Raw genomic sequence first — 23,405 nt, 5'->3', positions numbered from 1 at the left:
TGCACCGCCTGAAAAACCGTTTTTCACATTCTTTTACAGGGTCCATGTAAGTAAAATTATAGCACATTTTCACATGATTTTGAAGAAGCGTTTCGAATGATACGCAAAATCGAAGAAAAAGCGCGGTCGGTTCGGCCGCGCTACTATCAATTGCACTGGGCAGAAAAAAACTCCCGGGGCAGATACCCCAGGAGAAAAATTGTATTTGATCAGCTCTTGGAGCCGCGCGGTTTATTGGTATTGGCAATAAAACCGTTACTTGCGCGCGGACGGTCGCTACGGCGATGGTCGTCATGCCGGTGGTCATCCCTGCGTGGGAACGAACGGCGCGGTGCGTCAGAAATTTCATTTTCCGGCTTCAGGCCCTCCACCTCGATCAAAGCGTCGCGGCGGGAAAGGTTCAGCCTGCCTTTATCGTCGATTTCAAGCACCTTGACCATGACCTCGTCGCCGACATCGACAGCGTCGGTCACTTTCTCGGTGCGTTTCACATCCAAACGGGAAATATGGACAAGACCTTCCTTGCCCGGCGCAATTTCAACAAACGCGCCGAAGTCCATAATGCGGGTAACCTTACCGTTGTAGATTGCACCCGGCTCGGGGTCGTTCACAATCGTGTCGATGATGGTCAGCGCACGCTGGCAGTTTTCGGCGTCGAGGCCGGAAACATACACGTGCCCATCCTCTTCCACATCAACCTTCACGTCACATTCGGCGCAGATCTTTTGAATAATCTTTCCGCCGGAGCCAATGACTTCGCGGATTTTATCAATTGGAATTAAAGTGGAGAACATTTTCGGCGCGTACTTAGAAAGCTTTTCGCGCGGCGCCGGGATAGTCTTCAAGATGATTTCGTCAAGGATATAATTTCTTGCTTTATGCGTCTTTTCAAGGGCTTCCTTGATTATTTCCGGAGTCAAGCCGTCAATTTTCAGGTCCATTTGAATGGCGGTAATTCCTTCGTGCGTACCGGCAACCTTAAAGTCCATGTCGCCGAAGAAGTCTTCCACCCCTTGAATGTCAACCATGGTCATCCAGCGGTCGCCTTCGGTAATCAGGCCGCAAGAAATACCCGCAACCGGTGCCTTAATCGGCACGCCGGCATCCATCAGCGCAAGCGTGGAGCCGCAGATGGATGCCTGGGAAGTAGAACCGTTGGAAGAAAGCACCTCGGAAACAAGGCGGTAAGCGTACGGAAACTCCTCCACGCTCGGGATAACCGGAACCAGCGCGCGCTCCGCAAGGGCGCCGTGCCCGATTTCGCGGCGGCCCGGGCCGCGGCTCGGCTTTGTTTCGCCGACCGAATAGGACGGGAAATTGTACTGGTGGATATAGCGCTTGGTTTCTTCCTCGTCAATGCCGTCCAGAATCTGGGCATCGCTGACGGGGCCGAGGGTTGCAACGGTCAGAACCTGCGTCTGGCCGCGGGTAAACATACCGGAACCGTGCACGCGTGGCAAAAGGCTTACTTCCGCAGCAAGCGGGCGCATCTCGTCCATCTTTCTGCCGTCCACACGCTTCTGCTCGTCAAGAAGCCAGCGGCGTACAATATATTTCTGCGTTTTATACATACACTCGTCGATCTTTGCCTCCTGGTCGGGGTAAATCTCGTCGAATTTCGCGTGTACCTTTTCATAAATGGGTTTGAGCCTTGCGTCTCGCACGTTTTTATCGTCTGTGTCGAGGGCGAGCTTCACATCTTCCAAGGCGAATTCCTTGATCGCGTTGAGCATCTCCTCGTCCGGCTCATTGCTTGGGTAGGAGAACTTCTCTTTGCCGATCTCAGCCTGAATCCCTTTAATGAAGGCAATAATTTTCTGGTTTGCCTCGTGCCCGGCCATAATGCCGTTATACATCACCTCGTCGGAAACGATGTTTGCGCCCGCCTCAATCATGGCAATGCGGGTTTCGGTGGAAGCAACGGTTACGGCCATCTGGGAAACCTTGCGCTGTTCAGAGGTCGGGTTAATAACATACTGCCCGTCCACATAGCCGACGGAAACACCCGAAATCGGGCCCTTCCACGGGATATCGGAAATACTGAGCGCAATGGAAGTACCGACCATGGCGGCAATTTCCGGCGAGCAATCGTGGTCAACCGACATAACCGTACAGACAACGGAAACGTCGTTGCGCATATCCTTCGGGAACAGCGGGCGAATCGGGCGGTCGATGACGCGGGAGGTCAAAATCGCCTTATCGCTCGGGCGGCCTTCGCGTTTCAGAAAAGAACCGGGGATACGGCCAACGGAATAGAGCTTTTCCTCAAAGTCAACGGAAAGCGGGAAAAAGTCCACGCCCTCGCGCGGTTTCGGGGAAGCGGTTACGGCAACGTGAACCACGGTTTCCCCATAACGAACCAAGCATTCGCCGTTCGCAAGCTGGGCCATTTTACCGGTTTCAATAACCAGCGGACGCCCGGCGAACTCTGTTTCATAAACTTTAAAGTTTTCGAACATAGTTTTCCTCCAATTCAAACGGGAAAAACAGGTTTAGCAATAAAACCGACGTCCAACGCGCAGGCGCCCGTTTCACTGCTAAGTCCCGTTTCAGCCCGTTTTTTGATTTTAATAAAAAAGCCTTAAGGCAGGCGGCATGGCCGCCTGCCCTAAAGGACTGGATTACTTGCGTATACCAAGCTTTTGGATGATGGAACGGTAACGCTCAATATCGCGTTTCTGCAAATAGTTAAGCAGGTTCCTTCTTGCACCGACCATTTTCAGAAGACCGCGGCGGGAATGGTGATCCTTCTGGTGCGTCTTCAAATGCTCGGTAAGATCGTTGATTCTTTTGGTAAGAATCGCAATCTGCACTTCGGAAGAACCGGTGTCGCCCTCATGCAAAGCATACTCTTTAATAATCTCTGTCTTTTCTTCTTTTAACATTATTTTCCACCCTTTCTAATAATAGACCCTCAATCGCAGAAAAAGGCTGGTGAATTCCCCGCAGCGGGGCTTGCTCCTTTATCCGGGAAAGGGGCATCATACTTTTTTATTATAACATGCTAAACTTTTTTTGTAAATTGTTTTTTGCCCTCTATATGCCTTGTTCGAATATTGCCCTGTTTTTTTGAAAATATTCCTTTGCCTGTTCCCCGTTTTTGTGGATTTCCGCTCGCAACTCGTCCAACCCGGCAAATTTTTTCTCCGGGCGGAGGAACTTCATCAAATCCACGCGGACGGTTTTTCCGTAAAAATCCTCACCGCTGTAATCCGGAAGCCAAGTTTCCGCTAAAACGCAAGGCGAGCCGACCGTCGGTTTAATTCCGACATTGGTCACGCCGCAGTATTCCTTCCCGCCAAAAACAGCCCGGGAAACGTAAACCCCGAACCGGGGAAGCACGAAATTTTTCGGAATCGCCTGGTTCAGCGTGGGGGTTCCCAGCCTGCGCCCCAGCTTGCGCCCGTGCAGAACGGGCGAGCGGTAACCGTACGGTCTTCCCAGAAGGCGGGCCGCCTCGTCCACGTCCCCGTTTGCAATCAAACCGCGGATACGCGTGGAGCTGACGGTGTCCCCGTCCAGCAGGACGGCTTCGGCAATCTTGGTTTTCAAGCCCCTCTCGCCGCAAAGCTGCTCCAGCGTGTGGCTATTTCCCTTTCCGCCACAGCCAAACGTAAAGTTGAATCCGCAGCAAACCTGCTTTGCATGGCAGACCCGAATCAGCACCCGGTCCACAAATTCCTCCGGGGTATAATCCTTGATCGTGGAAAAATTCAGGATATAGAGCTGTTCCACGCCGAATTTTTCCAGAATATGGATTTTCTGTTCCTGCGAAAGGATTTCACCGCCCGCGCAGCCGCCCAGATCGGCGAGCGGGTTGCGCGCAAAGGTAAGAACAGCGGGCAAAAGCCCATCTTTTTTCGCTTCCACCGCCGAACCGATTACCTTTTGATGGCCGACGTGCAGGCCGTCAAAACTACCGAGCGCGACCGCAGTATTAGCGAGTGCGGGTGTTAAATCATAGTTTATCCTCATTTTGTCTTCGCTCCATCTGTTTTGTCCATGCTGTCACAAAATAGGCGAAGCACACATAGCTCCGCTTTTCCGGTATCCACGTTCCCCAGCCCCAGAAATACGCCGTTGGGAGAAAGGACGCGGAAAACCGCGCCGTTTTCCCTGGCGCGGGGGGAAATGGACGTGCGGTCCAGGGAAAGCCCGCCGCCGTTTCGAAACCGGTTCGCCTGCGCCCCGGTTACCCGAACCGCAGGGAAATGCAAAAACAGGCTTTCCACCGGCAGGAGCTTTTTCGAAAGCGAACCCTGAACGGAAAGCACCCGCGCTTCGTCCAGCGTAATCGCCTGCGCAAGGGTAAAGCCCGCCGCCGAAGTCCTCCTCAGCGAGGTCATAACGCCGAAGGTCCCCAGCTTTTCGCCGATATCCGCGCAGAGGGTGCGTATATACGTCCCCTTCGAGCAGCGCACAAGCAGGCCGCCGCTCTGGGTATTTTTGTCAAAATCCGTAAGCTCCAACCGGTAAACGGTTACCGGGCGCTTTTCGCGCTCGACCTCGACGCCTTGGCGGGCAAGGTTATAAAGCCGCTGGCCGTTGACCTGCACCGCCGAGTACATAGGCGGGAGCTGAAAAATATTTCCCCGGAAATAGGGCAATACCGCCTCAATTTGTTCCCTTGTTACCTTTTTTGCGCTTTCCTGTTGCTTTTTGCCGGTGCTGTCCTGTGTATCGGTAGAGTAGCCAAGCGCAAACCCGGCCGCATACTCCTTGTCCGTGTCCGTCAAAAGCGAAGCCGCCCGCGTCGCCTTTCCCAAAAGCAGGGGCAGCACCCCGGTCGCCATGGGGTCCAGCGTGCCGGTATGGCCGATTTTTTTCTCGCCGCACAACCGGCGCATCACCGCGACCACGTCAAACGAAGTGAAATCCCGCGGCTTATCCAATACAATAACGCCGTTCACGCCGCGTCCTCCCTCGCATTTTCATATATGTTTCCGAATTTCCTCCAGCATCTGCTTTTCCGCCTGATCCATGGTGGTATCAAACGTGCAGCCAGCCGCACCAGCATGTCCGCCGCCGCCGAATGCGGCGCAGATATCGGAAGCGTTGATGGGCGGGCGAGCGCGCAGCGAAACTTTGCAGGTGCCGTCCGGCTTTTCGCGCAGCGAAACGCCGACCAGCACCCCTTCAATCGCACGCGGGATCGAAGCAAGCCCTTCGATATCGCCCTCCGTCGCCCCGGTGCTGCGGATCATTTCCAAGGTTATTTTAATGACCGCGACGCGGTTATCGTAATAATAACGGATGGTTTCCATCACGCGGCGCTCCATCCCGATGCGCGCGCGGGATTTCGTGTCGAACATTTCGCGGTTGATGCGGTTGCCGTCCGCGCCCTTTTCCACTAAGTCCGCCGCAATGCGGTACGTCCGCGGCGTGACGTTAATGTATTTAAAACAGCCCGTATCCGTGGTAATCCCCGTATAAAGGCAGTCCGCGATTTGACGGTCGATTTCCACATTCAAAAGGTTCAGCACGTCAAAAATAATCTCGCAGGTCGCCGCCGCTTTCGGGTCCACACAGGAACGCTTCGCGTACCCCATATTGGAGGGATGGTGGTCGATGCATAGGTCAATTTTCTCGCCGTACAAGCTTTGATTCGGCTCACCGATCAATTGTGTGTCGGCAATATCCACCGCCACAATCGCCTTCGGAGTGAATTCCTGCTTCTCCACGCCGCCGAAAAGGTAATCGTACTTGGGCACAATCGGGTCGGAGCATTTGATCATGGCGCGCTTCCCAAGCTTTTGCAGCCCGCGGCAAAGCGCCGTAGCCGAACCGAGGGTGTCGCCGTCGGGGTATTGGTGGCACAGGATCAGGATATCATCCGCCCCGCGCAGGAACTCAGCCGCTTCGTTCCGGCTAACCATCTTTTTTATCACTCCTTAGGTCATTGAGTATCCGTGAAATATTCGCGCTGTATTCAATGGAATCGGTGGGCTTGAAGAGCAGCTCCGGCACATGCCTGAGCTGCAGGCGCGCGCCGAGCTCGTGGCGGATAAAGCCGGAAGCGGATTTCAGCCCGGTAACCGCCTGCTTCGCGCGCTCCATTCCCTCCATCGCGCTGATATAAACTGTACAGAAAGATAAATCGTTGGTAACTTCTACCCGGACAACGCTGATCAGCCCCTGGATCCGCGGGTCTTTCAGCTCGCGGAAAATGGCCGTAAGCTCGCGTTTAATATCCTCGGTAATGCGCCCCATTCTGTGGCTGGCCATTTCATACCTCCGTAATATAACACTCATTGGGTTTATTCTTAAATAACCTTCGGTTTGGAAAACGGGCAGCCTGTGACAAAACGTGCAAGATAAGGAGGCAAGCGCCGTAAGGGAGGAGCATACTTTCGTATGTGCCGGAATTTGCAAGCGCAGCCAACTTAGGAGGCAAAATTGCGAACAATTTTGCGGTTGCAAAGATTTGCCATCAGTCTGTGCCTTATTCTCTATAAGCCTCCATCATAAAGGCTTCCAAAATGTCTCCCTGCTTAATGTCGTTGAACTTTTCAAGCCCGATGCCGCAGTCGTAGCCTTCGGCCACTTCCTTTACGTCATCCTTGAAGCGGCGCAGGGACGCAATTTTATCCTCGGTGATCACGATGCCGTCGCGTACAACGCGGACCTCCGCGGTACGGGTAATCTTGCCCGTCGTAACATGGCATCCGGCAATGGTGCCCACATTGGAAATTTTATAAATTTCGCGGCATTCCGCCTTGCCAAGGGCAACCTCGCGGTATTTCGGTGCAAGCATTCCCTTCATGGCGGACTCGATTTCGTCGATGCAATCGTAAATAATGCGGTACAAACGCACATCCACGCCGTCGCGCTTCGCATTTTCCTCGGCAACGGGGTCGGGGCGCACATTGAAGCCGACGATAATAGCGTTGGACGCGGTTGCAAGCATAACGTCGGATTCGCTGATCGCGCCGACGCCGCCGTGAATGACATTCACGCGGACTTCGTCGTTGCTCAGTTTTTCCAGCGACTGCCTTACCGCTTCCACGGAACCCTGCACATCCGCCTTGACGATAATTTGGAGTTCCTTCATATCGCCCTGCTTCATCTGGTCAAACAGATTGTCAAGAGTAACCTTCGTGCGAGCGTTGAACCGCTCTTCCTTCAGCGCGTTGCGGCGCTGTTCCACCAGCTCCCTTGCAAGGCGTTCGTCGGAAACGGCGTTGAAAATGTCTCCGCCCGTCGGCACATCGTCCAAACCGGTAATCTCCACAGGAACGCTCGGACCCGCGGAATCAATCTTTTTGCCGTTCGCGTCCGTCATGGCGCGCACACGCCCGACGGTGGTGCCGGCAACCAGAATATCGCCCGTATGGAGCGTACCGTTCTGCACCAGCATCGTAGCGATCGGGCCGCGGCCCTTGTCGAGCCTTGCCTCAATTACGGTACCCTTTGCCGCGCGGTCCGGGTTTGCCTTCAGTTCTTTCATATCGGCGACCAAGATGATCATTTCGAGCAAATCCTTAATGCCGGTCTTCTTCAACGCAGAAACCGGAATGCACGGAGTATCGCCTCCCCATTCCTCCGGCACAAGGTCGTATTCGGTAAGCTGTTCCATAACATGTTGGGGATTCGCGCCGGGTTTATCCATCTTATTAATCGCGACAATAATCGAAACACTCGCCGCCTTCGCATGGTGGATCGCCTCAACGGTCTGCGGCATGATGCCGTCGTCCGCAGCGACAACCAAAACCGCGATATCCGTTACCTGCGCACCCCTTGCACGCATGGTGGTAAACGCGGCGTGACCCGGCGTATCCAGGAACGTAACCTCGCGGTCGCCGAGCTTTACCTGATAGGCGCCGATATGCTGGGTAATTCCGCCTGCTTCAGTTGCGGTAACGTTCGCGTGGCGGATCGCGTCGAGCAGGGAGGTCTTTCCGTGGTCAACATGGCCCATAACGACAACAACCGGCGCGCGCGGCACAAGGTTGTCGTCCTCATCCTCGCTGTCGTCGATAATCTGCTCCTCGATGGTAACGACGACTTCCTTTTCCACCTTCGCGTGGAATTCCATCGCCACAAGCGAAGCCGTATCAAAGTCGATCACATCGTTTACGGTGGCAAACACGCCCAAGCCCATCAGCTTTTTGATGACTTCCGCGGCGGTTGCCTTTAAGCGCATAGCCAGCTCGCCAACCGTGATTTCTTCCGGAATCTGAACGGTAATCGGCTTTGCCTTGCGCTCCATCGCGATACGGCGCAGGCGCTCGGCCTCGGTTTCCTTGCGGGAATTGCGTGGCTTGTTGCGGTATTGGCTGCTGCGCTGGGTCAGCTTCTGCTTCTGTACGGTGTTATTAGTGTTGATCTTCTCGGAAGCGAGGCGGTCATACTTCTCGTTGTATTTATCCAGCTCCACATGGGAAGCACGGGTGTCGACAATCCGGCCCATGGGGCGGCGGATGCTGTTGTCGGTATTATGCACCGGCTGCGGTTTTTTCGGCTGGGTATTCTGAACCGGTTTGGAAGGAACGGGTGTTTTCTGCTGCGGTTTCGGGCCAACCGGCGTAATTTTGCCCGGTTTCACCGCTTTGCGCGCGGGTTTCTGCGCCTCTTTTGCGGGCTGCGAAGATGCGGCGGGTTTTTCCGGCTGGATGGAAACATCCGGCTTTTCCGGTTCGACAACGGTTTCCTTCTGGTTCCCTTCCGCAAAATACGCGTCCAGATTTTCCAAGCTGTTCTTCTGCGTAAAGGCTTCAAAAACAAGATCGAGTTCGTTTTCGTCAAGGGCGGTCATATGTTTTTTTACTTCGCCGGTATATTTCTGCAATGTGTCGATGACTTCCTTATTCGGTACGTTCAGGTCTTTTGCCACCTCATGAACCCTGTATTTTATCATCATATATCAAATTCCTCCTCATTCCTCAGTTCCGGCCGTTTCCGCTGTGCACAGCGTAAGCAACTTGGAAGCGAACCCGGCATCATTCACCGCAACAACTCCGGTTCGCTTTCCGAGAGCCATGCTGATTTCGTCCATCGTGGAGGGAAGCACCTGAACAGCGATTCCTTCCTTGTCGGCTGCAAACCGTACCCCGCCCGACGTTCGGCGCGACAGATCCTTTGCAAGCAGCACGAGTTTTGCGCTTCTTTTTCGCAGCGATTCGATCACCGCGTCATTTCCGAGCGAAAGCCTTCCGGCCCGCCGCGCAATGCCAAGAAGCTGCAGTATTTTTTCATTCATTCTGGCTGATTTCCTCCTCCATACGATCGTAAACCTCATCGGGAATTTTACAGGAGAAGGATTTTTCAAATCTTCTCGATTTCCGTGCGGCTTTCAGGCAATCGATGCTTTTGCAGACATACGCGCCGCGCCCCGGTTTGCGCCCCGTAAGGTCAAGGGAGATTTCCCCTTCGGGCGATTTTACAACCCGCACAAGTTCTTTTTTTGGCTTCATTTCCCCGCACCCCGCGCACATGCGAAGCGGTATTTTCTTCTTTTGCATCGCTCTCACCGCCTTATCTGGGTTATTCTTCCTCGTCTTCGCCGTAGAATCCGCTCTCCGGCTTTATATCAATTTTCCAGCCCGTCAGCTTGGCGGCAAGGCGGGCATTCTGCCCCTTGTTGCCAATGGCTAGGGAAAGCTGGTTTTCCGGCACCGTTACGCGGCACGCGTGCGAACCGTCCTCCGCGGGAACCACTTTAAGGACATTGGCGGGTGAAAGCGCGGAAGCGATAAATTTCGCGGGATCCTCGCTGTACTCGACAATATCGATTTTTTCGCCGCCCAGTTCGTTGACAATGTTGGATACGCGCGCGCCGCGCGCGCCGATGCATGCGCCGACCGCGTCTACATCAGGGTTATGGCTCAGCACCGCAATCTTTGTGCGGGAGCCCGCTTCGCGGGACACCGCTTTTATTTCCACAGTACCGTCGTAAATTTCCGGCACTTCGGTTTCAAACAGGCGTTTCACCAAATCGGGATGGACGCGGCTGATCATGGCGCGCGGTCCCTTTTCGGTTTCCTTTACATCGACCACGTACACCTTGATGTGGTCGCCCTCAGTCAGCTTTTCGTCGCCGACCTGTTCGCTTTTCGGCAAGATTGCCTCCGCCTTTCCAATCAACAGCGTCGCCGCGCCGGTGCGCGGGTCAACGCGCTCAACCAGCGCGCTCACCAGTTCCTGATGCTTGCTTTGGAATTCTTGCATCATCTGGCCGCGTTCGCCGTCGCGGATGCCCTGGCGGATAATGTTGCGCGCGGTCTGTGCCGCAATGCGCCCGAACTCCTTGGTATTGAGCTGAACATTGACCATGTCGCCGATCCCCACCGTGGGGTCAATGCTGCGCGCATCCTCCAAAAGGATTTCCTTTCCCTGATGGGTTATGTCCTCAACGACGGCCTTGCGCAGGTAGACCTCAAACGTACCTGTTTCGGGTTCCATGTTAATCACGCAATCATCGTTGCCGTAGCTGCTCTTGCAGGCCGTAACAATCGCTTTTTTAATTTTGTCGATCATAAAATCGACCGGGATGCCCCTTTCCTTTTCCAGAAGGGAAAGAGCCTCGAAAACTTCGCTGTTCATTCCTCAATACCTCCAACAATATCATCTTCCACCAGCCGTACGGACGAGGCATCCTTTTGGGCAAGTGAAACGGTTTCTCCTTTTTCCGTTTCCAAAATGATCGTACCTTCCTGAAAATCCCGGAGCGTTCCGATAAGCTCACGCCGACCGTCCTCCAGGGGGTGAAACAGCTTTGCCCGGACTTTTGCCCCCAAAAACGCCCAGAAATGCTCCTCGCGGACAAGCTCGCGCTCCATTCCGGGGGAAGAAACCTCCAGGCAGTAAGACTGATCAATCGGGTCAAGCTGGTCGAGCGGATCGTCGATCGCGCGGCTCATAGCCTCGCAGTCCTCGATGCCCACGCCGCCTTCCTTGTCGATAAAAATGCGCAGGAACCAACCAGCCCCTTCCTTCACAAAGCGTACGTCCCAAATCGTAAGGCCAAGGCCGGCCGCAATCGGAGCGGCAAGCTTCCAGACCACGTCAACGGTATTCCCGCCCTTTTTCCTGTTTGACAATCCGTTCACCTCATAATACAAACAAAAGAGCGGGTCGCCCCACTCTTTCATCCTTCATAATATTACTTGTTTATAATATCACAACAAACGCTTAAATGCAAGGGCAAATCTGCACCTTTTTCCGCTTATTCTTCCATTTGCTTTCCTAAAAACGACGCGGCGACCTGCGCCAGCTTTGTTTCGCTTTCGGTGGGGGTTTCATTGCCGTCGTTAGACAGCAGGATAACAGCTCCCGTTACGTCGCTGGAAGCAATAATCGGACAGATAACTTCCGCTGTGCGGTCAATGCCTTCAATCGGCTTGAGCGGGGTATTTCCCTTGTTCACGAAGCTCTGCCGATTCTGCATATACTCCTCCAGTTCGGGAGTAACGCGGCGCTCCAAAAACTCTTTGCGCGGAACCCCCGCCGCCGCAACGACATGGTCGCGGTCACAGACAAGGGTCGGCAGGCTGACCACCTTGGAAAGCACGTCCGCATACTGCCCGGCGAAAGAGGAGAGTTCACCCACGGGAGAATATTTCTTAAAAATAACCCCTCCCTGCGTATCGGTAAAAATTTCAAGCGCATCGCCTTCGCGGATACGAAGTGTGCGGCGGATTTCCTTTGGGATGACAACGCGGCCTAGATCATCAATTCTTCTGACTATTCCTGTAGCTTTCAAAATTTATTTCCCTCCTGTTACGGTGTTGTCATTGCTTATTATCCGCAGGAAAAGCGAAGCTATGCAAGATTTTACAAGGTTGATTTTGGGAAATTTTGCCCCAGTTTCTTTCACGATTTTCTTTAATAAATTACATAAAATAAATTAAAAGAAAACCGGAAGCGCCCTGGTTTTTCTTCCTTCTGAGGGGTATTTCTTTTTCGGAAGCCTGTTTTCGCTTGTAAACGGCGGCGCTCCGTATTATAATGAGCGTAATAAGTTTTCCCGAAAATTGGAGGTTTTACATTGAAAAGAATGTGGAAAGTATGCGCCGCCGTGCTCGCGGCTGCCGCCCTGTTCGCGCTTGCGGGCTGTTCGGCGCGCACCGCAGTTACAGCGGACGAATTTAAAAAGCAGGCCGAAGCCCAGGGCTTTAAAGTAACCGACACAAGCGGCTCCAGCGTAAGTGCTGAAAAAAGCCTCGAAGCGACAAAAAGCGAAACCGGCACAACGATAACGTATCTTGCCTTTTCCTCCGAAACTTCCGCGCAGCAGTCCTACAAAAGCATAAAATCCAGCATATCGAACGGCGCAGGCGGAACAGCTACCAATGTGGACTCCTCATCCTATAACAAATACACCTATGTAAACGGCGAGCTGACCCACACGCTGGTGCGCATGAATAAAACGGTCATTTACGGCAAAGCAACCCTCACCCACAAAAATCAAGTGGACGATTTTATGAAAGCAGTCAAATATTAAGTAATCCTCCCGGAAACCAGCCGGGAGGATTTTTTTGAAGGCAACAGGAGCAAACGCTGTGCACCCCAACCTTAAAAGAGCTTGGCACCCGTCAGCCCAGCGAAGGCCATGGAAAGGATTCCAATATAGAGAAGCATTGCGGGAAGCCCCCGGAACGCCTTTGGCATCGCATCGTTTTTCAGCCCCGGCATCGCGTGGGCCAAAATCCCCGCAGCGAAATAAAAAGCGATTCCCGTTCCAAGCGCATACCCCGCCGCGGAGGATAGGCTTAGCGAAAAACGGTTCACAGCAAACGGTATGGAAAGCACCACGGTATTGATCGCCGCTGGCGCGAGCACCTGCCCGTACCGTTTATAAAACGGGAGAAACAGCATTTTCAAAACCATTGCCGCCAAAACATACTCCAGTACGGCGCAAAAAGCAACGACGGAGGGAAACAAAACCGGGCGGAATACGCTGCTCGCCATCTGCGTGCTAATCCACAATCCGCCCACGGAGGAAAGCAGGGAAAAAAGTGTGACAAACAGCGAATATACGCCGAGCGTCTTCGGGCGGCGCGCTGCACGGAGCACGTGGCTGAATCCCACACCGCCGTTAAACAGGATGTTTTCCGCTGTAACGGCAAGCAGGGCCGCGATCAGCATCTGCACAAAAGTCGTCATACGCTACCTCTTCTTTATGGACTTTTGGCTGCGTTTCTCGTTAATCCATTGGACAAACGCGGCAAAAAAGCCCAAAATCAAAAAACCGAAAAACGGCATGGAAACGCTGATGGCCCCTTGGGTGTCGGCGTAGGTCATCAAAAGGCTGCGCACCAATACGGTCAGCGTAATTACCAGCATAAATCCAGCGGAACAGCCCAGCGCGTCGGCAGCCACAGCCCAGCCGATATGCGTGGGCGCGTATTCGTTCGCGCGGGAAAGCATCATGGAATTGCAGATCATCAGGCTTGCCGCCATACCGAGCGAAGCGATCGAACCCGGTTCAATCTTATCGGTTAGCCATGCCGCAGGGAGGTAAAAAAGCGCGGAAGAAGCCAGCACCAATCCCGGGCGCATCCACGCAGGAACCATTTCCCCCACAAGACAGAAAAAGAGCGACAAGGGAACCGAAAGAAAAAAATACAAAAGGGAAAGTTCGGCGGCGTTTTTCAAATCGTTCCCTGCAAAAACCACCGGAAACATCCCAAGCGCCCCGACCAGCACAGGATTTTTATAAAGCACGCCGTTTAAAAAGATCGTGCCGGTTTCCCGAAGAAGGACCCTTCTATTCCTCATACAGTTCCTCCCCCCATCTGCGGTCGCCGCAAACCAGGCTGTTGATCTGCGGTACGACGGCGTTTGCAAGCAGAATCGCAAACCAGGCTCCCTGCTCATACGCGCCGTAGCGGCGGAAAAGCATGATCAGGACACCGGCAAGCAGTCCGTAAAGCACCCTTCCGAAACCCGTCCGGGGCGAAGTGACCGGATCGGTCAGCATAAACACAGCGCAAAACAGAAGGGAACCCGACATCAACTCATATTTTATGGAAGTCAGCGGGGCACACGCAATCCGCGGCCAGAGCGCCGCCATTACTGCGCCCGCAAAAAGGCAACCGGCCGTAATTTCCCAGTTCGCGGTCCGTTTCAAAAACAAATACAGCCCGCAGGCGCACAGTACCAGAATCCCGGTTGCGCCAACAGGGCCTGCGAACACACCCCAGAGCATATCAAACGGAAGGATATCCGGTTTCAGCCCGTTTTTCAGGACTGCAGCTGGGGAAGGGGCGGTTTCGACATTGCAGTCCGCAAACACAGGAAGCACTTCACCCGCTGACGGGTTGAAATAGGAAAAGATCCGCTGCGGCCACAGGAGCGTTATAAACGCCATGCCCGCCGCCGCAGGGTTAAAGGGCGTATGCCCAGTAGAGCCGAACGGCTTTTTTGCAACCAAGATTGCAAACGCAGCGGCAGCACAGGGAAGCCATAGCGGCGCGTTCAGCGGCATCAGCATTACAATGATCAGGCCCGTCACCATGGAGGAACAGTCGGACGTATTGATGCTTCTTGACTGAAGCAGGCTCCACGCGATTTCACACAACACGCAGGCTACCAGGGTAACTGCCGCCATCGCAAGCGGACGGGCGCCGTAGCGCGCAACCGGCAGAACCAGCAGAAAGGCGAGCGCGGTTAACGTGTCCCGCATCATGGAGGAAACGGAGGTTTCTTTTTTCAGATACGGAGTTTTCGCGTTAAGTAATGTCAATGAAGTCACCGCTTTTCTTTAATTGCGCCGCTTTCCGGACGGCGCCGGTCAAATCGATTCCCGAAGGACACGCGACCGTGCACGCGGCACAACGGATGCATTTCTGCACATTCGTCAGCCGGACCAGGTTCGGCTTCGCGTTCTGCATCTCCTGCTGTATCTTCCACGGCACAATACCGCGCGGGCATGCGCGGGCGCAACGCTGGCAGCCGATACAGGGATACTCTTTATAATTCGGAGCCTTTTTCAAGGCAATCACACAGCGCGTTGTGGCGGCAATCGGCTCGTTTAAATCCGTTACCGCCCTGCCGGTAATCGAGGAACCGGTTACCACCAGCGAGGTTTTTTCACTTAAGCCGCAGAATTCAAGCAGTTCCTTCAGCGGCGTTCCGATACGCGCCCGGACGTTGCGCCAATGCTCCACGCCGTCGCCCGCCACCGTTACGACCGTAGAGGTTTGGGGCTCGCCGTCGTCTATGGCAGCAAGAAGGGCAGCGCAGGCCTGCGCGCCGATATAGGCGGCATTTTTCCTGTTCGCAAACAGCTTCCTTTTCAAAAGGGCGCGCGCCGGATACATCTCGCCGGCAAGAATCAGATCGGCCTGCGGGTTTATTTTCTGTATCATTTTCGCCTCGTGCTTCGTAGCGACAGCGATTTTGTTTTCCTTTGCGCCGCACGCTTTCCCGGCAAGCACCAGCCCCGCGATAATAGCGTTCGTATTTTCCCGAAGTGTGGCCATCGCGCTGGTCGTGCAGGGGTCTTCGTCAAAGCAGCACGCGACGATCATATCCGGTTTTAGGCGGCGCAGCTTTTTCAGCTTTCGAAAAAGCGGCACCCCGTCGAACTCGTCCACAATTCCGGCGGCCTGCGCTGCCGCGATAATCGCGTTGGAATTCAGTTCCCCTTTTCGCAGCGGAAGCCACTCCGTTTTTTTTTGATTTTCCGCGGTCGGAAGATCCTGAATTTTGTGCCGAAGGGAAGCCGCTTTTTGCTGATCCAGTTTTATGCCGTGCCGCAATATCACACCGTCATCCCCATTTACTCTATCAAGTCAAGGACAAATTGAATTTATTTTTGTTCGTCGGCCGCTTTCAGGGCATCGATCGCCTCGCGCGCGTCCTCGGCTTTAAATACGCTTGTTCCGGCAACGCAGATATCCACGCCCGCCTGCGCCGCCGTAACGGCTGTTTGCGGATTGATGCCGCCGTCCACCTGCACCAGCAGGTCTGGCTTTTTCGCTTTCAGCGCGCGTACCTTTTCCATCATATCGGCCATAAAGCTCTGGCCGCCGAAGCCCGGCTCTACCGTCATGACCAGCACCATGTAAAGATCGTCAAGGTAAGGTAACACCTCTTCCACCGGTGTTTTCGGCTTAATGGCAATCGCCGGTTTTGCACCGCCCGCCCTAATGGCAGCAATCGTTTCGCGCGGGTCGGACTGCGCTTCCAGATGGAACGAAACAATATCCGCGCCGGCCTTTAAAAAGTCCGGCATATACCGGAGCGGCTCGTCAATCATCAGGTGCACGTCAAATGGCTTGTCCGTAAATTTGCGCACGGCCTGCACAACGGGCGCGCCGAACGTAAGGTTGGGAACAAAATGCCCATCCATTATATCAAGATGGATCCAGTCTGCGCCGCAGATATCCATTCTTTTTACTTCATTTCCAAGCTGTGAAAAATCCGAAGAGAGCACGGAAGGTGCAATCAACATTTTCATCCCTCCATCCATATATATTTTATTTTACCTTAATTTCACAAGGATTTCAACTTCTTGGAACCGGTTCCCAAAACTTTATATAGTGCCTGCCGGGAGCGAGTCCCGGCAGACGATCTATAATAAAGCGGTTTAAATATATTTGCCCCGCACACTATTGTATGCACAAATCCGTTTTTTGGCAGTAAAAAAGCCTCGTAAAAACGAAGCTCTTTTCTTGTTATTCATCTTCACCCGGCTTGCCGCCCGTTTCTTCCGCTTTCTTTTTCTGTGTTTCCTTATAGTAAGCAAAGCAGAAGATCACCAGCGCCGCCGCCGTAATAATGCGGTAAACCCAGCCCCACACGCCGGCAAACAGGTTAGCGGCTCCCGCCGCAAAGGCAAGCCACCATCCGCCGAGGAAAAGGAAGAACGTCCCCGCAATATAAAAAATACGGTTTTCCCTGCCCAGACGGAAAATCAGGATCAACCCCGCCGCGAACCACATCGCGGAATACAGGTATCGCATAAAACCGCCTCGCTTATTCTTTCCTGGAAAAAGCGGGGTTTCCCCCGCTTCGCTTTACAGAACGTAGATATTCATGTTGCGGATGCCGAACTGCCTGCACTGGCCAACTGTATTGAAATACAGGTCGGCAACAATTCTGCCGTTCATAACACCGCCGCCGGTATCCGCCGCAATTGCATAGCCGTAAACCGTCTTGCCGTCGGGCGAAGTGATATACAGCCTGCTTCCGTAAGGAATAATCCGCGGATTTACCGCCACCAGCCCGAACGCCGCCGCCTGACCGGTAGAAGTCCAGCCGCCGCCGGTGTACCCGGTGCATTTTCCGTAAACGCATTTGCGGTAGCGTACGACCTTCCCGTTCTTGTCGGTAAAGGTTCCGTCGCCGTTTTCAACCGTGCCGACTCTTTTCTTCGTACCTACTACGGTCACCTGCTCCACCGGCTGCGAAATTACTGTGCTTGAAATTTCTTCACTGCCGGCAAGCTTGCCGTCGACAAACTTCTGATTCAGAACAACCGACTTAACGCCGGCTTTTCCGGGAATACGGATCTGCTTCTGCCCCTTGTAAAGGCTGGCGCTCTTTTCCGTGCGGTTCTGAAAAGGAATCGCCTGCTGGGCGGTAACCTGGCGGTACTCGACCCTTGCGACGGCGATCTTCATGCCTTCGCTTACGGCGGCATCCTGTTTCACGCTGACGATGTCGTTTTTCCCGACTTCCACACCAGCTTCGTCCAGCGCCTGCGCTACTGTGCCCTCGCTGACGACCACCGGGGTGGTTTTCCCGTCCGCCGCAATGCTGACATTATAGCGTTTTATCACCTTGATATCGGTCTGTCCTGTAATCGGTGTGTCCGCCGCAGGAGAAACTGCATCGTTTTTCCCCGGCGTAACACCCGCTTGTGCAAGTGCCTGCGCCACTGTGTCACCATAGTGCAATGTGACGGCTTTTGTTTCGCCGCCGTTTTCAATATTTACCGAATACGCGCTGCGGACAATCAGTTGAATGGAACCGTCCGAAGCGGTTTGAGGACTGCGTACAACCAAATCTTCGTCGCTTACCGTAATTTTTGCCGCGGTAAGGATATCGTCGGTTTCGTCACTAAAAAGCTGAACGCTCTTCTTTTCACCGTTATAGTCGATTACAGCGTTACGAGTTGCAGCCGCTACCGTGACGACCGAACCGACCGTAATCATAATCATAATTGCAAGCGCAGCCACTCTTTTTATTGTGCTTTTAAAATCTGCTCTATTTCGTATGAAATTTCGCATTCAGTCACCCTTTTCTTTGCTTTTGCACAGTAAATATGGGCTTTACCCACCACATTGGCACACGTCTATTTTTCAGGATATGCGTCAATGGCGTAATTATATCCACCGAATGCATAGCTGTCAAATTGTTAACACGACTTGGTTTGTGCATATTGCACAATGCTAAAAGTCATTAAAATCTTCTTTCCCTTCTGTAATTGCTGATTTGACATTATTTTCACATTCCTTACGGTTTTTAAAAATGGCTTTTCTGTGCAAAGTGTAAGAAAATCATAGTTACAAAGTTGTTACAACTATTACAGCGTTGTTTATTCTTTATTTTTTGACAACAGTTTTCTTTTTTTAGCTTATCTTAAAAAGAGAAAATCTTCAAATTTTGGCTCTGTACCTGGATTTTTTCACTGTACTTTTTGTATTGACGAATCGTGTCGAACTTAGCTTGCTGTTCCAAGAACGAAGTTTCCCCGTTTTTTCTCGTCTAGAATATCCCTTCGTTACACATCCCTATTTTTATTTTAAAAGATTCGATATCCGTCCGGAGAACATACTATATATAGTATAGGAAACGCTTGAAAGGAAAAGCGTAAAAAGGGGTAAAAACTCCATATATAATGTAAGGGAAATCCTCTCCCATGGAGCTTTAAAATTGGAACTGATTCTATCACTAGATTTTCCAATATGTGGGAAACACACATACTTTCCGCTGGTTATCCATTTCTTCTGCAAGAACATTATTTCCCTTTGAAGAAAGCGCCTTGTTCCGATCCATTTTCGCCTTGAAATTCTAAGGAAATTTGTACTTCTGAAACCGGTTTCCCGCTTAAAATCCGGGGGTAAAAACAGCCGACAGACTTACTTCTATAATATATATTAGAAAAGGAAAAATCGGTTTTCGCGCCGGAAAAGAAGCATTTCGCTTGGATGCGATTCCTTGCTTCCGCATCAGGGAACCTCTTTTAAGCACAAACAAAAACCTCCAATCGTAGGTTTCAATCCTACAATTGGAGGCTCTTTCTTTCGTGGATTTCCCACGAAAACGTTCGTTTTGAAGATGGAAATTATCTCTTTGAGAACTGAGGTGCGCGACGGGCCGCTTTGAGACCGTACTTCTTGCGCTCCTTCATTCTCGGGTCGCGGGTCAGGAACCCGGCCTTCTTCAAAGGAGAACGTAAATTTTCGGAATCGTACTGGAGCAGCGCTCTTGCAATGCCGTGGCGGATTGCGCCGGCTTGCCCGGTAACGCCGCCGCCTGCAACACGGCAGACAATGTCAAACTTCTCGTTCGTGCCGGTCAGAACCAACGGCTGGCGAACGATGAGCTTTAAGGTATCCAATCCGAAGTAATCGTCGATATCTCTGTCATTAATGGTAACCTTGCCGGTGCCCTGATAAAGCCTTACGCGGGCAACGGAGCTTTTTCTTCTTCCGGTTCCATAAAAATAGGGTGCTTTCTCGTACATTCTCTAGTCCTCCTCCCTTATCGATCCCAGACTTGCGGCTTTTGGGCGGCATGCTTATGCTCTGCGCCCTCGAACAAGCGAAGTCTGCCCATGGCTGCACGGCCGATGGTATTGTTGGGGATCATGCCTTTAACGGCAAGTTCCATGGCTTTGCACGGCTTTTGATCCATAAGGGTGTCATAACGAACCGCTTTTAAATGGCCGATATACCCTGTGTGATGATAATAATATTTCTTTTCCAGCTTTTTTCCGGTGAGAACCGCATCTTTGCAGTTAATGATGATCACATGATCACCGCAGTCAACGTGCGGGGCATAGGTGACTTTGTGTTTTCCGCGGAGCAGCATGGCGGCCTGCGCGGCTACGCGCCCCAGCGGTTTGCCTGCTGCGTCGAGAACGTACCACTTACGCTCAACTTCGCCGGCCTTTGGCATATAGGTGGACATGACTATACCTCCTGAAATTTGTTTGAATCCTATAAAAAACCCTGCCCCTTTGGCAGGGCAGCCTTTTAAAAAAGCGCGCTGGAATCCGGCGCAAAGGATTTGCATGTATGATAGTACCATATTGCGGCGGCAGTGTCAAGAGCAAATCGCCAATATTTTAATTTGCCGACGTATATCTCTTAATTTCACGCGCTTTTGGGCTGTATCGTACTGTTACGAGCGCGTCATTTCATTTTTTGTCTATCGTAAACTTATAATTAATATAAAGGTTGACAATTAAAATTTCAATGCTATACTTTAAAATAAAAAAGATTAGGAGAATTTTATGAAAACAAAGCAACTAACAGTTACCGCACTTTTCACCACATTGACGATAGTCTTTGCCCAACTCATTCTTCCGCTGCCGTTTACGCCGGTGCCGCTTTCTCTTTCCCTGCTTCCTGTGTTCCTGTCCGGGGCGATTCTGCCGAAGCGGTTTGCGGTTCTGTCCCAGCTTGCCTATCTTCTGCTGGGGATTGTCGGCCTGCCCGTATTCGCCGGATGGAAGGGCGGCCCTGGCGTTGTTTTCGGCCCGACCGGCGGCTTTTTGGTCGCTTATCCGATTATGGCGTTCGCAACAGCTTTCATATTGGAGCGGAGTAAAAAGAAAAACACCGCCGCCTGTGTTCCCGCCATGCTCGCTGCGCTTTTCATCTGCTACCTTTTCGGCTCCGTATTTTTCGCAGTTTCCGCAAACGTCGGCTGGGTAAAGGCCCTTTCGGCGACGGTTTTCCCCTTTGTCTTGTTTGACTGCCTGAAACTTGCCGCCTGCGCCATACTTGCCCCGGCGATCAACAAAGCGTTAATTCAGTCGAAATTATTCCCAATTGTATAGATTTTGACAAATAAAATTGACAACTACCTGGATAATAAGAAAATAATTATCCCTAGAGTATATGTTCCGGCTTCTATTTTTGTCATGATGGCGCATAGCAAGGATTTCGCCTTTTGTAATATTTTTGTTTTATTATACATATTGTATATTCTATTTCCTCTTCGATAAGGCGCTTTTTCATCGGTGAAATCTAAAGGATCATCCACGCTGTCCCATCGATTTGCGCCAACCGCGCAAGTATTTTGTAGCCATCACGTTGACCTCGTTCCCCTATGCCGGATAATACACATAAAAATGGCGGCCGGAAAAACGGTCGTCTTTCTCTATATTTCGCGTCCGACAACACGCGCAAGCTCTCCGACTTTTTTCGTTAACTGTCCGAAGCTTTCCGGGGTGAGCTGCTGCGCGGCGTCACTCATCGCGGCTTTCGGGTTCGGGTGCACCTCGATAATCAGCCCATCCGCACCCGCGGCAATCCCCGCCAGCGACAGGGCGGCAACATACCTTGCTTTCCCCGCCGCGTGGGACGGGTCAATGATAATCGGCAGGCAGCTCCGCTCCTTCACGACCGGAACCGCGGAAACATCCAGCGTATTGCGCGTGGCGGTTTCAAAGGTGCGGATCCCTCGTTCGCAGAGCACGACATTATAGTTACCCTCGCTCATAATGTATTCCGCCGCGTCGAGCCATTCCTCAATCGTAGAGGAAATTCCCCGTTTCAGAAGCACCGGGATTTTCGAGCGCCCGACTTCCCGCAGAAGGCGGAAGTTCTGCATATTGCGCGCGCCAATCTGCAACATATCGCAGTACTTTCCGGCTGTGTCAATCTGGTCGTGCGCCACTACTTCGCTGATAACCTTCAATCCGGTGGCGTCGGCGGCTTTGCGCATCAGTTTAAGTCCTTCCTCTTCCATGCCCTGGAAGGAATAGGGGGAAGTCCTCGGCTTATAGGCGCCGCCACGAAGGAATTGCGCGCCGCCGGCTTTTACACCCAGAGCCGCATGCATAATCTGCTCCTCGTTCTCAACCGCGCACGGGCCTGCCATTATGACCAGCTTTTTTTTGCCGATTTTCAGCTCGCCGACCTCTACCACACGCCCGTCCGGGCACATTTCATGGCTTGCCAGCTTATAGGAATGCATAATCGGAACGCATTTCTCAACGCCTTCCATTAATTCAAAATCAAAATCGCCTAATTTTGTCTTGTCGCCCAAAACGCCGATAATCGTCGCCTGCGACCCGGTGGAAAGGTTCGCGCCTAAACCGTGCTCCTTTAGGACTTCAACGATTTTCTCCACGTCCTGTTGTGTAGAATCCTTTTTCATTACAATAATCATAAGATCTATCCCACTCCCCGGTTAGAGGATTCCTTTCTTTCGTCACTTCAATTACTTTATGCTTTAAATCACTAAATATCTTATCATGGATATTCGGAAATTGCAACTTGTAGCGCATGAATCCTTATTATTTATAATAAAATCCGCTTGCCTTTTTGCTCGCCGCGAAACCTTTCGAAATCCGGGCTATAACCAGATTCTTTCGAATTACAAAACAAATAAAAAAACAGCCACCCTATTGGATGACTGCTTTAAGATGTCGGCACCTTCCTATTGTCCCAGGCCGTTGCCAGCCAAGTATCTTCGGCATCGATGAGCTTAACTTCCGTGTTCGGAATGGGAACGGGTGGACCCTCATCATCATCAGCACCAACTATTATCTCTCGTGACGACTTTATTATAATACCACGTTTGCCGACAAATTGCAAGTGTTTTTTTAATTTTTTTATTCGTAAAATATTCCTTCTGCGGAAGAAAGAATACTGGAAACAAGGCTAGCCGCACAGGCAATGCCCGCCACGATAACAAAAGCAAGCAAAACAATTGCAATGATTAAAAGCACCTTGGCACGATGCGCCTGCTGGAGATCCCTGCCGTAGAAGTGTCCTGAAATAATAAATGGATCGGGTGCCGTTTCGTTTGGTTTTCCTATTCAATGCGAAGTAACCGGAGCCTCCATAACCCGGGGGTATTCGTATAATAAGCAATACCAAGCGCCAAACACACGCGATATGCACTCGCATATAAAGAACCATAGCGCCTATCGTTTTTTCAGAAAACGATAGGCATATTACATGGCCCTACGGCCCGTTAACGGAGCCATTTCCGCAAGCCCTATCGCTTAAATTATAATGCATTGTCCGATTTTCGGCTTCGAAATAATGAAAACCGCTATCCGTGTTTGATTCCGTTAGCAGAACGGTTGGTTGTATACACCGAAGCGGATAACAAAAAGACCTGTTTTTTGGACAGGTCTTTCATTTGTACACTGAAAACTGAATAAAGGAAACAAAGCAGAAGTGAGAAATGAGGGAGACCAAGAAAAATATGGTCAAGCCCTCGGCCTATTAGTACTGCCAAGCTGAACACGTTACCGTGCTTACACACGC

At 52.0% G+C, this 23,405-nt stretch carries 24 protein-coding genes and 1 rRNA gene; 2 read left to right on the top strand and 23 right to left on the bottom strand.

Annotation, left to right across the window (positions count from 1 at the left end; translation table 11 throughout):
• Positions 1 to 209 precede the first annotated feature (209 nt).
• The 12 genes from CAGA_RS05840 to CAGA_RS05785 all read right to left on the bottom strand — a co-directional run bounded on the left by CAGA_RS05840 (position 210) and on the right by CAGA_RS05785 (position 11,701).
• Positions 210 to 2,459 (bottom strand): polyribonucleotide nucleotidyltransferase, encoded by a 2,250-nt coding sequence (locus tag CAGA_RS05840; protein ID WP_135658835.1) that lies wholly within the window; start codon positions 2,457 to 2,459, stop codon positions 210 to 212.
• A gap of 162 nt (positions 2,460 to 2,621) precedes the next feature.
• Positions 2,622 to 2,885 carry a 30S ribosomal protein S15 gene (gene rpsO / locus CAGA_RS05835; RefSeq protein WP_135658832.1) on the bottom strand — a complete coding sequence of 88 codons (264 nt, stop codon included), beginning with the start codon at positions 2,883 to 2,885 and terminating at the stop codon, positions 2,622 to 2,624.
• 151 nt (positions 2,886 to 3,036) lie between these two features.
• Positions 3,037 to 3,975 carry a riboflavin biosynthesis protein RibF gene (ribF, locus tag CAGA_RS05830; RefSeq protein ID WP_135658829.1) on the bottom strand — a complete coding sequence of 313 codons (939 nt, stop codon included), beginning with the start codon at positions 3,973 to 3,975 and terminating at the stop codon, positions 3,037 to 3,039.
• Positions 3,972 to 4,910 (bottom strand): tRNA pseudouridine(55) synthase TruB, encoded by a 939-nt coding sequence (gene truB / locus CAGA_RS05825; RefSeq protein WP_135658826.1) that lies wholly within the window; start codon positions 4,908 to 4,910, stop codon positions 3,972 to 3,974. The genes ribF and truB overlap by 4 nt, the downstream gene beginning before the upstream one ends.
• A gap of 21 nt (positions 4,911 to 4,931) precedes the next feature.
• Entirely contained in the window at positions 4,932 to 5,876 is a 945-nt protein-coding gene (locus CAGA_RS05820) for a DHH family phosphoesterase (protein WP_135658824.1), read from the bottom strand.
• Positions 5,869 to 6,225, bottom strand: coding sequence for a 30S ribosome-binding factor RbfA (gene rbfA / locus CAGA_RS05815; protein WP_135658821.1), 357 nt, complete (start codon positions 6,223 to 6,225; stop codon positions 5,869 to 5,871). The genes CAGA_RS05820 and rbfA overlap by 8 nt, the downstream gene beginning before the upstream one ends.
• Positions 6,226 to 6,442: 217 nt before the next feature.
• Positions 6,443 to 8,860, bottom strand: coding sequence for a translation initiation factor IF-2 (infB, locus tag CAGA_RS05810; RefSeq protein WP_135658819.1), 2,418 nt, complete (start codon positions 8,858 to 8,860; stop codon positions 6,443 to 6,445).
• A gap of 15 nt (positions 8,861 to 8,875) precedes the next feature.
• The gene (locus CAGA_RS05805) at positions 8,876 to 9,199 is read right to left on the bottom strand and encodes a L7Ae/L30e/S12e/Gadd45 family ribosomal protein (RefSeq protein ID WP_135658816.1); all 324 of its coding nucleotides are present in this window, start codon (positions 9,197 to 9,199) and stop codon (positions 8,876 to 8,878) included.
• Positions 9,192 to 9,461 (bottom strand): RNase P modulator RnpM, encoded by a 270-nt coding sequence (gene rnpM, locus CAGA_RS05800; protein WP_135658813.1) that lies wholly within the window; start codon positions 9,459 to 9,461, stop codon positions 9,192 to 9,194. The genes CAGA_RS05805 and rnpM overlap by 8 nt, the downstream gene beginning before the upstream one ends.
• A gap of 22 nt (positions 9,462 to 9,483) precedes the next feature.
• Positions 9,484 to 10,542 (bottom strand): transcription termination factor NusA, encoded by a 1,059-nt coding sequence (nusA, locus tag CAGA_RS05795; protein WP_135658810.1) that lies wholly within the window; start codon positions 10,540 to 10,542, stop codon positions 9,484 to 9,486.
• Positions 10,539 to 11,048: a ribosome maturation factor RimP gene (locus CAGA_RS05790; protein WP_243112965.1), complete on the bottom strand. Its 510-nt coding sequence runs from the start codon at positions 11,046 to 11,048 to the stop codon at positions 10,539 to 10,541. The genes nusA and CAGA_RS05790 overlap by 4 nt, the downstream gene beginning before the upstream one ends.
• A 116-nt stretch (positions 11,049 to 11,164) precedes the next feature.
• Complete coding sequence (locus tag CAGA_RS05785; protein ID WP_135658806.1) at positions 11,165 to 11,701, bottom strand: stage V sporulation T C-terminal domain-containing protein; 537 nt, start codon at positions 11,699 to 11,701, stop codon at positions 11,165 to 11,167.
• A gap of 285 nt (positions 11,702 to 11,986) precedes the next feature.
• On the opposite strand from CAGA_RS05785, the gene CAGA_RS05780 reads away from it, so the two are divergent.
• On the top strand, positions 11,987 to 12,442 hold the full coding sequence (locus CAGA_RS05780; protein ID WP_135658803.1) for a hypothetical protein: 456 nt from the start codon (positions 11,987 to 11,989) through the stop codon (positions 12,440 to 12,442).
• Positions 12,443 to 12,513: 71 nt separating this feature from the next.
• On the opposite strand, the gene CAGA_RS05775 is transcribed toward CAGA_RS05780, so the two are convergent.
• From CAGA_RS05775 to rplM, 9 genes are all read right to left on the bottom strand, one after another.
• Positions 12,514 to 13,104 (bottom strand): Rnf-Nqr domain containing protein, encoded by a 591-nt coding sequence (locus tag CAGA_RS05775; protein WP_135658800.1) that lies wholly within the window; start codon positions 13,102 to 13,104, stop codon positions 12,514 to 12,516.
• A 3-nt stretch (positions 13,105 to 13,107) separates the two neighbouring features.
• Positions 13,108 to 13,719 carry an Rnf-Nqr domain containing protein gene (locus CAGA_RS05770; protein WP_167875170.1) on the bottom strand — a complete coding sequence of 204 codons (612 nt, stop codon included), beginning with the start codon at positions 13,717 to 13,719 and terminating at the stop codon, positions 13,108 to 13,110.
• Positions 13,709 to 14,686 carry an RnfABCDGE type electron transport complex subunit D gene (locus CAGA_RS05765; RefSeq protein ID WP_243112956.1) on the bottom strand — a complete coding sequence of 326 codons (978 nt, stop codon included), beginning with the start codon at positions 14,684 to 14,686 and terminating at the stop codon, positions 13,709 to 13,711. The genes CAGA_RS05770 and CAGA_RS05765 overlap by 11 nt, the downstream gene beginning before the upstream one ends.
• The gene (locus CAGA_RS05760; RefSeq protein ID WP_135658794.1) at positions 14,673 to 15,710 is read right to left on the bottom strand and encodes a 4Fe-4S dicluster domain-containing protein; all 1,038 of its coding nucleotides are present in this window, start codon (positions 15,708 to 15,710) and stop codon (positions 14,673 to 14,675) included. Before CAGA_RS05760 ends, CAGA_RS05765 begins: the two co-directional genes overlap by 14 nt.
• A 44-nt stretch (positions 15,711 to 15,754) precedes the next feature.
• Positions 15,755 to 16,399: a ribulose-phosphate 3-epimerase gene (gene rpe, locus CAGA_RS05755; protein WP_207669556.1), complete on the bottom strand. Its 645-nt coding sequence runs from the start codon at positions 16,397 to 16,399 to the stop codon at positions 15,755 to 15,757.
• A 223-nt stretch (positions 16,400 to 16,622) separates the two neighbouring features.
• Positions 16,623 to 16,910 (bottom strand): hypothetical protein, encoded by a 288-nt coding sequence (locus CAGA_RS05750; protein WP_135658790.1) that lies wholly within the window; start codon positions 16,908 to 16,910, stop codon positions 16,623 to 16,625.
• Positions 16,911 to 16,964: 54 nt separating this feature from the next.
• Positions 16,965 to 18,179, bottom strand: coding sequence for a 3D domain-containing protein (locus CAGA_RS05745; protein WP_135658787.1), 1,215 nt, complete (start codon positions 18,177 to 18,179; stop codon positions 16,965 to 16,967).
• 1,058 nt (positions 18,180 to 19,237) lie between these two features.
• Positions 19,238 to 19,639, bottom strand: coding sequence for a 30S ribosomal protein S9 (gene rpsI, locus CAGA_RS05740; protein WP_135658784.1), 402 nt, complete (start codon positions 19,637 to 19,639; stop codon positions 19,238 to 19,240).
• 17 nt (positions 19,640 to 19,656) lie between these two features.
• Positions 19,657 to 20,085, bottom strand: coding sequence for a 50S ribosomal protein L13 (gene rplM, locus CAGA_RS05735; RefSeq protein ID WP_135658781.1), 429 nt, complete (start codon positions 20,083 to 20,085; stop codon positions 19,657 to 19,659).
• A gap of 325 nt (positions 20,086 to 20,410) precedes the next feature.
• Between rplM and CAGA_RS05730 the strand changes: the two genes are divergently transcribed.
• Positions 20,411 to 20,959, top strand: a complete 549-nt coding sequence (locus CAGA_RS05730; RefSeq protein WP_135658779.1) for a biotin transporter BioY — start codon at positions 20,411 to 20,413, stop codon at positions 20,957 to 20,959.
• Between the two features lie 323 nt (positions 20,960 to 21,282).
• On the opposite strand, the gene aroF is transcribed toward CAGA_RS05730, so the two are convergent.
• Together aroF and rrf are read right to left on the bottom strand one after the other, a co-directional pair.
• On the bottom strand, positions 21,283 to 22,296 hold the full coding sequence (gene aroF / locus CAGA_RS05725; protein ID WP_135658776.1) for a 3-deoxy-7-phosphoheptulonate synthase: 1,014 nt from the start codon (positions 22,294 to 22,296) through the stop codon (positions 21,283 to 21,285).
• Between the two features lie 257 nt (positions 22,297 to 22,553).
• A 5S ribosomal RNA gene (rrf, locus tag CAGA_RS05720) occupies positions 22,554 to 22,670 on the bottom strand.
• Positions 22,671 to 23,405 lie beyond the last annotated feature (735 nt).

This window comes from Caproiciproducens galactitolivorans, assembly GCF_004768785.1.
In the GTDB taxonomy this organism is placed as follows: Bacteria; Bacillota; Clostridia; order Oscillospirales; family Acutalibacteraceae; genus Caproiciproducens; species Caproiciproducens galactitolivorans.
This window is presented reverse-complemented; position numbering and strand designations above follow the sequence as displayed.

Coding starts and splice junctions, on each gene's coding strand:
- CAGA_RS05840 (WP_135658835.1), bottom strand. CDS start 2,459: ATGTTCGAAAACTTTAAAGTTTATGAAACAGAGTTCGCCGGGCGTCCG.
- rpsO (WP_135658832.1), bottom strand. CDS start 2,885: ATGTTAAAAGAAGAAAAGACAGAGATTATTAAAGAGTATGCTTTGCAT.
- ribF (WP_135658829.1), bottom strand. CDS start 3,975: ATGAGGATAAACTATGATTTAACACCCGCACTCGCTAATACTGCGGTC.
- CAGA_RS05820 (WP_135658824.1), bottom strand. CDS start 5,876: ATGGTTAGCCGGAACGAAGCGGCTGAGTTCCTGCGCGGGGCGGATGAT.
- rbfA (WP_135658821.1), bottom strand. CDS start 6,225: ATGGCCAGCCACAGAATGGGGCGCATTACCGAGGATATTAAACGCGAG.
- infB (WP_135658819.1), bottom strand. CDS start 8,860: ATGATGATAAAATACAGGGTTCATGAGGTGGCAAAAGACCTGAACGTA.
- CAGA_RS05805 (WP_135658816.1), bottom strand. CDS start 9,199: ATGAATGAAAAAATACTGCAGCTTCTTGGCATTGCGCGGCGGGCCGGA.
- rnpM (WP_135658813.1), bottom strand. CDS start 9,461: ATGCAAAAGAAGAAAATACCGCTTCGCATGTGCGCGGGGTGCGGGGAA.
- nusA (WP_135658810.1), bottom strand. CDS start 10,542: ATGAACAGCGAAGTTTTCGAGGCTCTTTCCCTTCTGGAAAAGGAAAGG.
- CAGA_RS05775 (WP_135658800.1), bottom strand. CDS start 13,104: ATGACGACTTTTGTGCAGATGCTGATCGCGGCCCTGCTTGCCGTTACA.
- CAGA_RS05770 (WP_167875170.1), bottom strand. CDS start 13,719: ATGAGGAATAGAAGGGTCCTTCTTCGGGAAACCGGCACGATCTTTTTA.
- rpe (WP_207669556.1), bottom strand. CDS start 16,399: ATGTTGATTGCACCTTCCGTGCTCTCTTCGGATTTTTCACAGCTTGGA.
- CAGA_RS05750 (WP_135658790.1), bottom strand. CDS start 16,910: ATGCGATACCTGTATTCCGCGATGTGGTTCGCGGCGGGGTTGATCCTG.
- CAGA_RS05745 (WP_135658787.1), bottom strand. CDS start 18,179: ATGCGAAATTTCATACGAAATAGAGCAGATTTTAAAAGCACAATAAAA.
- rpsI (WP_135658784.1), bottom strand. CDS start 19,639: ATGTACGAGAAAGCACCCTATTTTTATGGAACCGGAAGAAGAAAAAGC.
- rplM (WP_135658781.1), bottom strand. CDS start 20,085: ATGTCCACCTATATGCCAAAGGCCGGCGAAGTTGAGCGTAAGTGGTAC.
- CAGA_RS05730 (WP_135658779.1), top strand. CDS start 20,411: ATGAAAACAAAGCAACTAACAGTTACCGCACTTTTCACCACATTGACG.
- aroF (WP_135658776.1), bottom strand. CDS start 22,296: ATGATTATTGTAATGAAAAAGGATTCTACACAACAGGACGTGGAGAAA.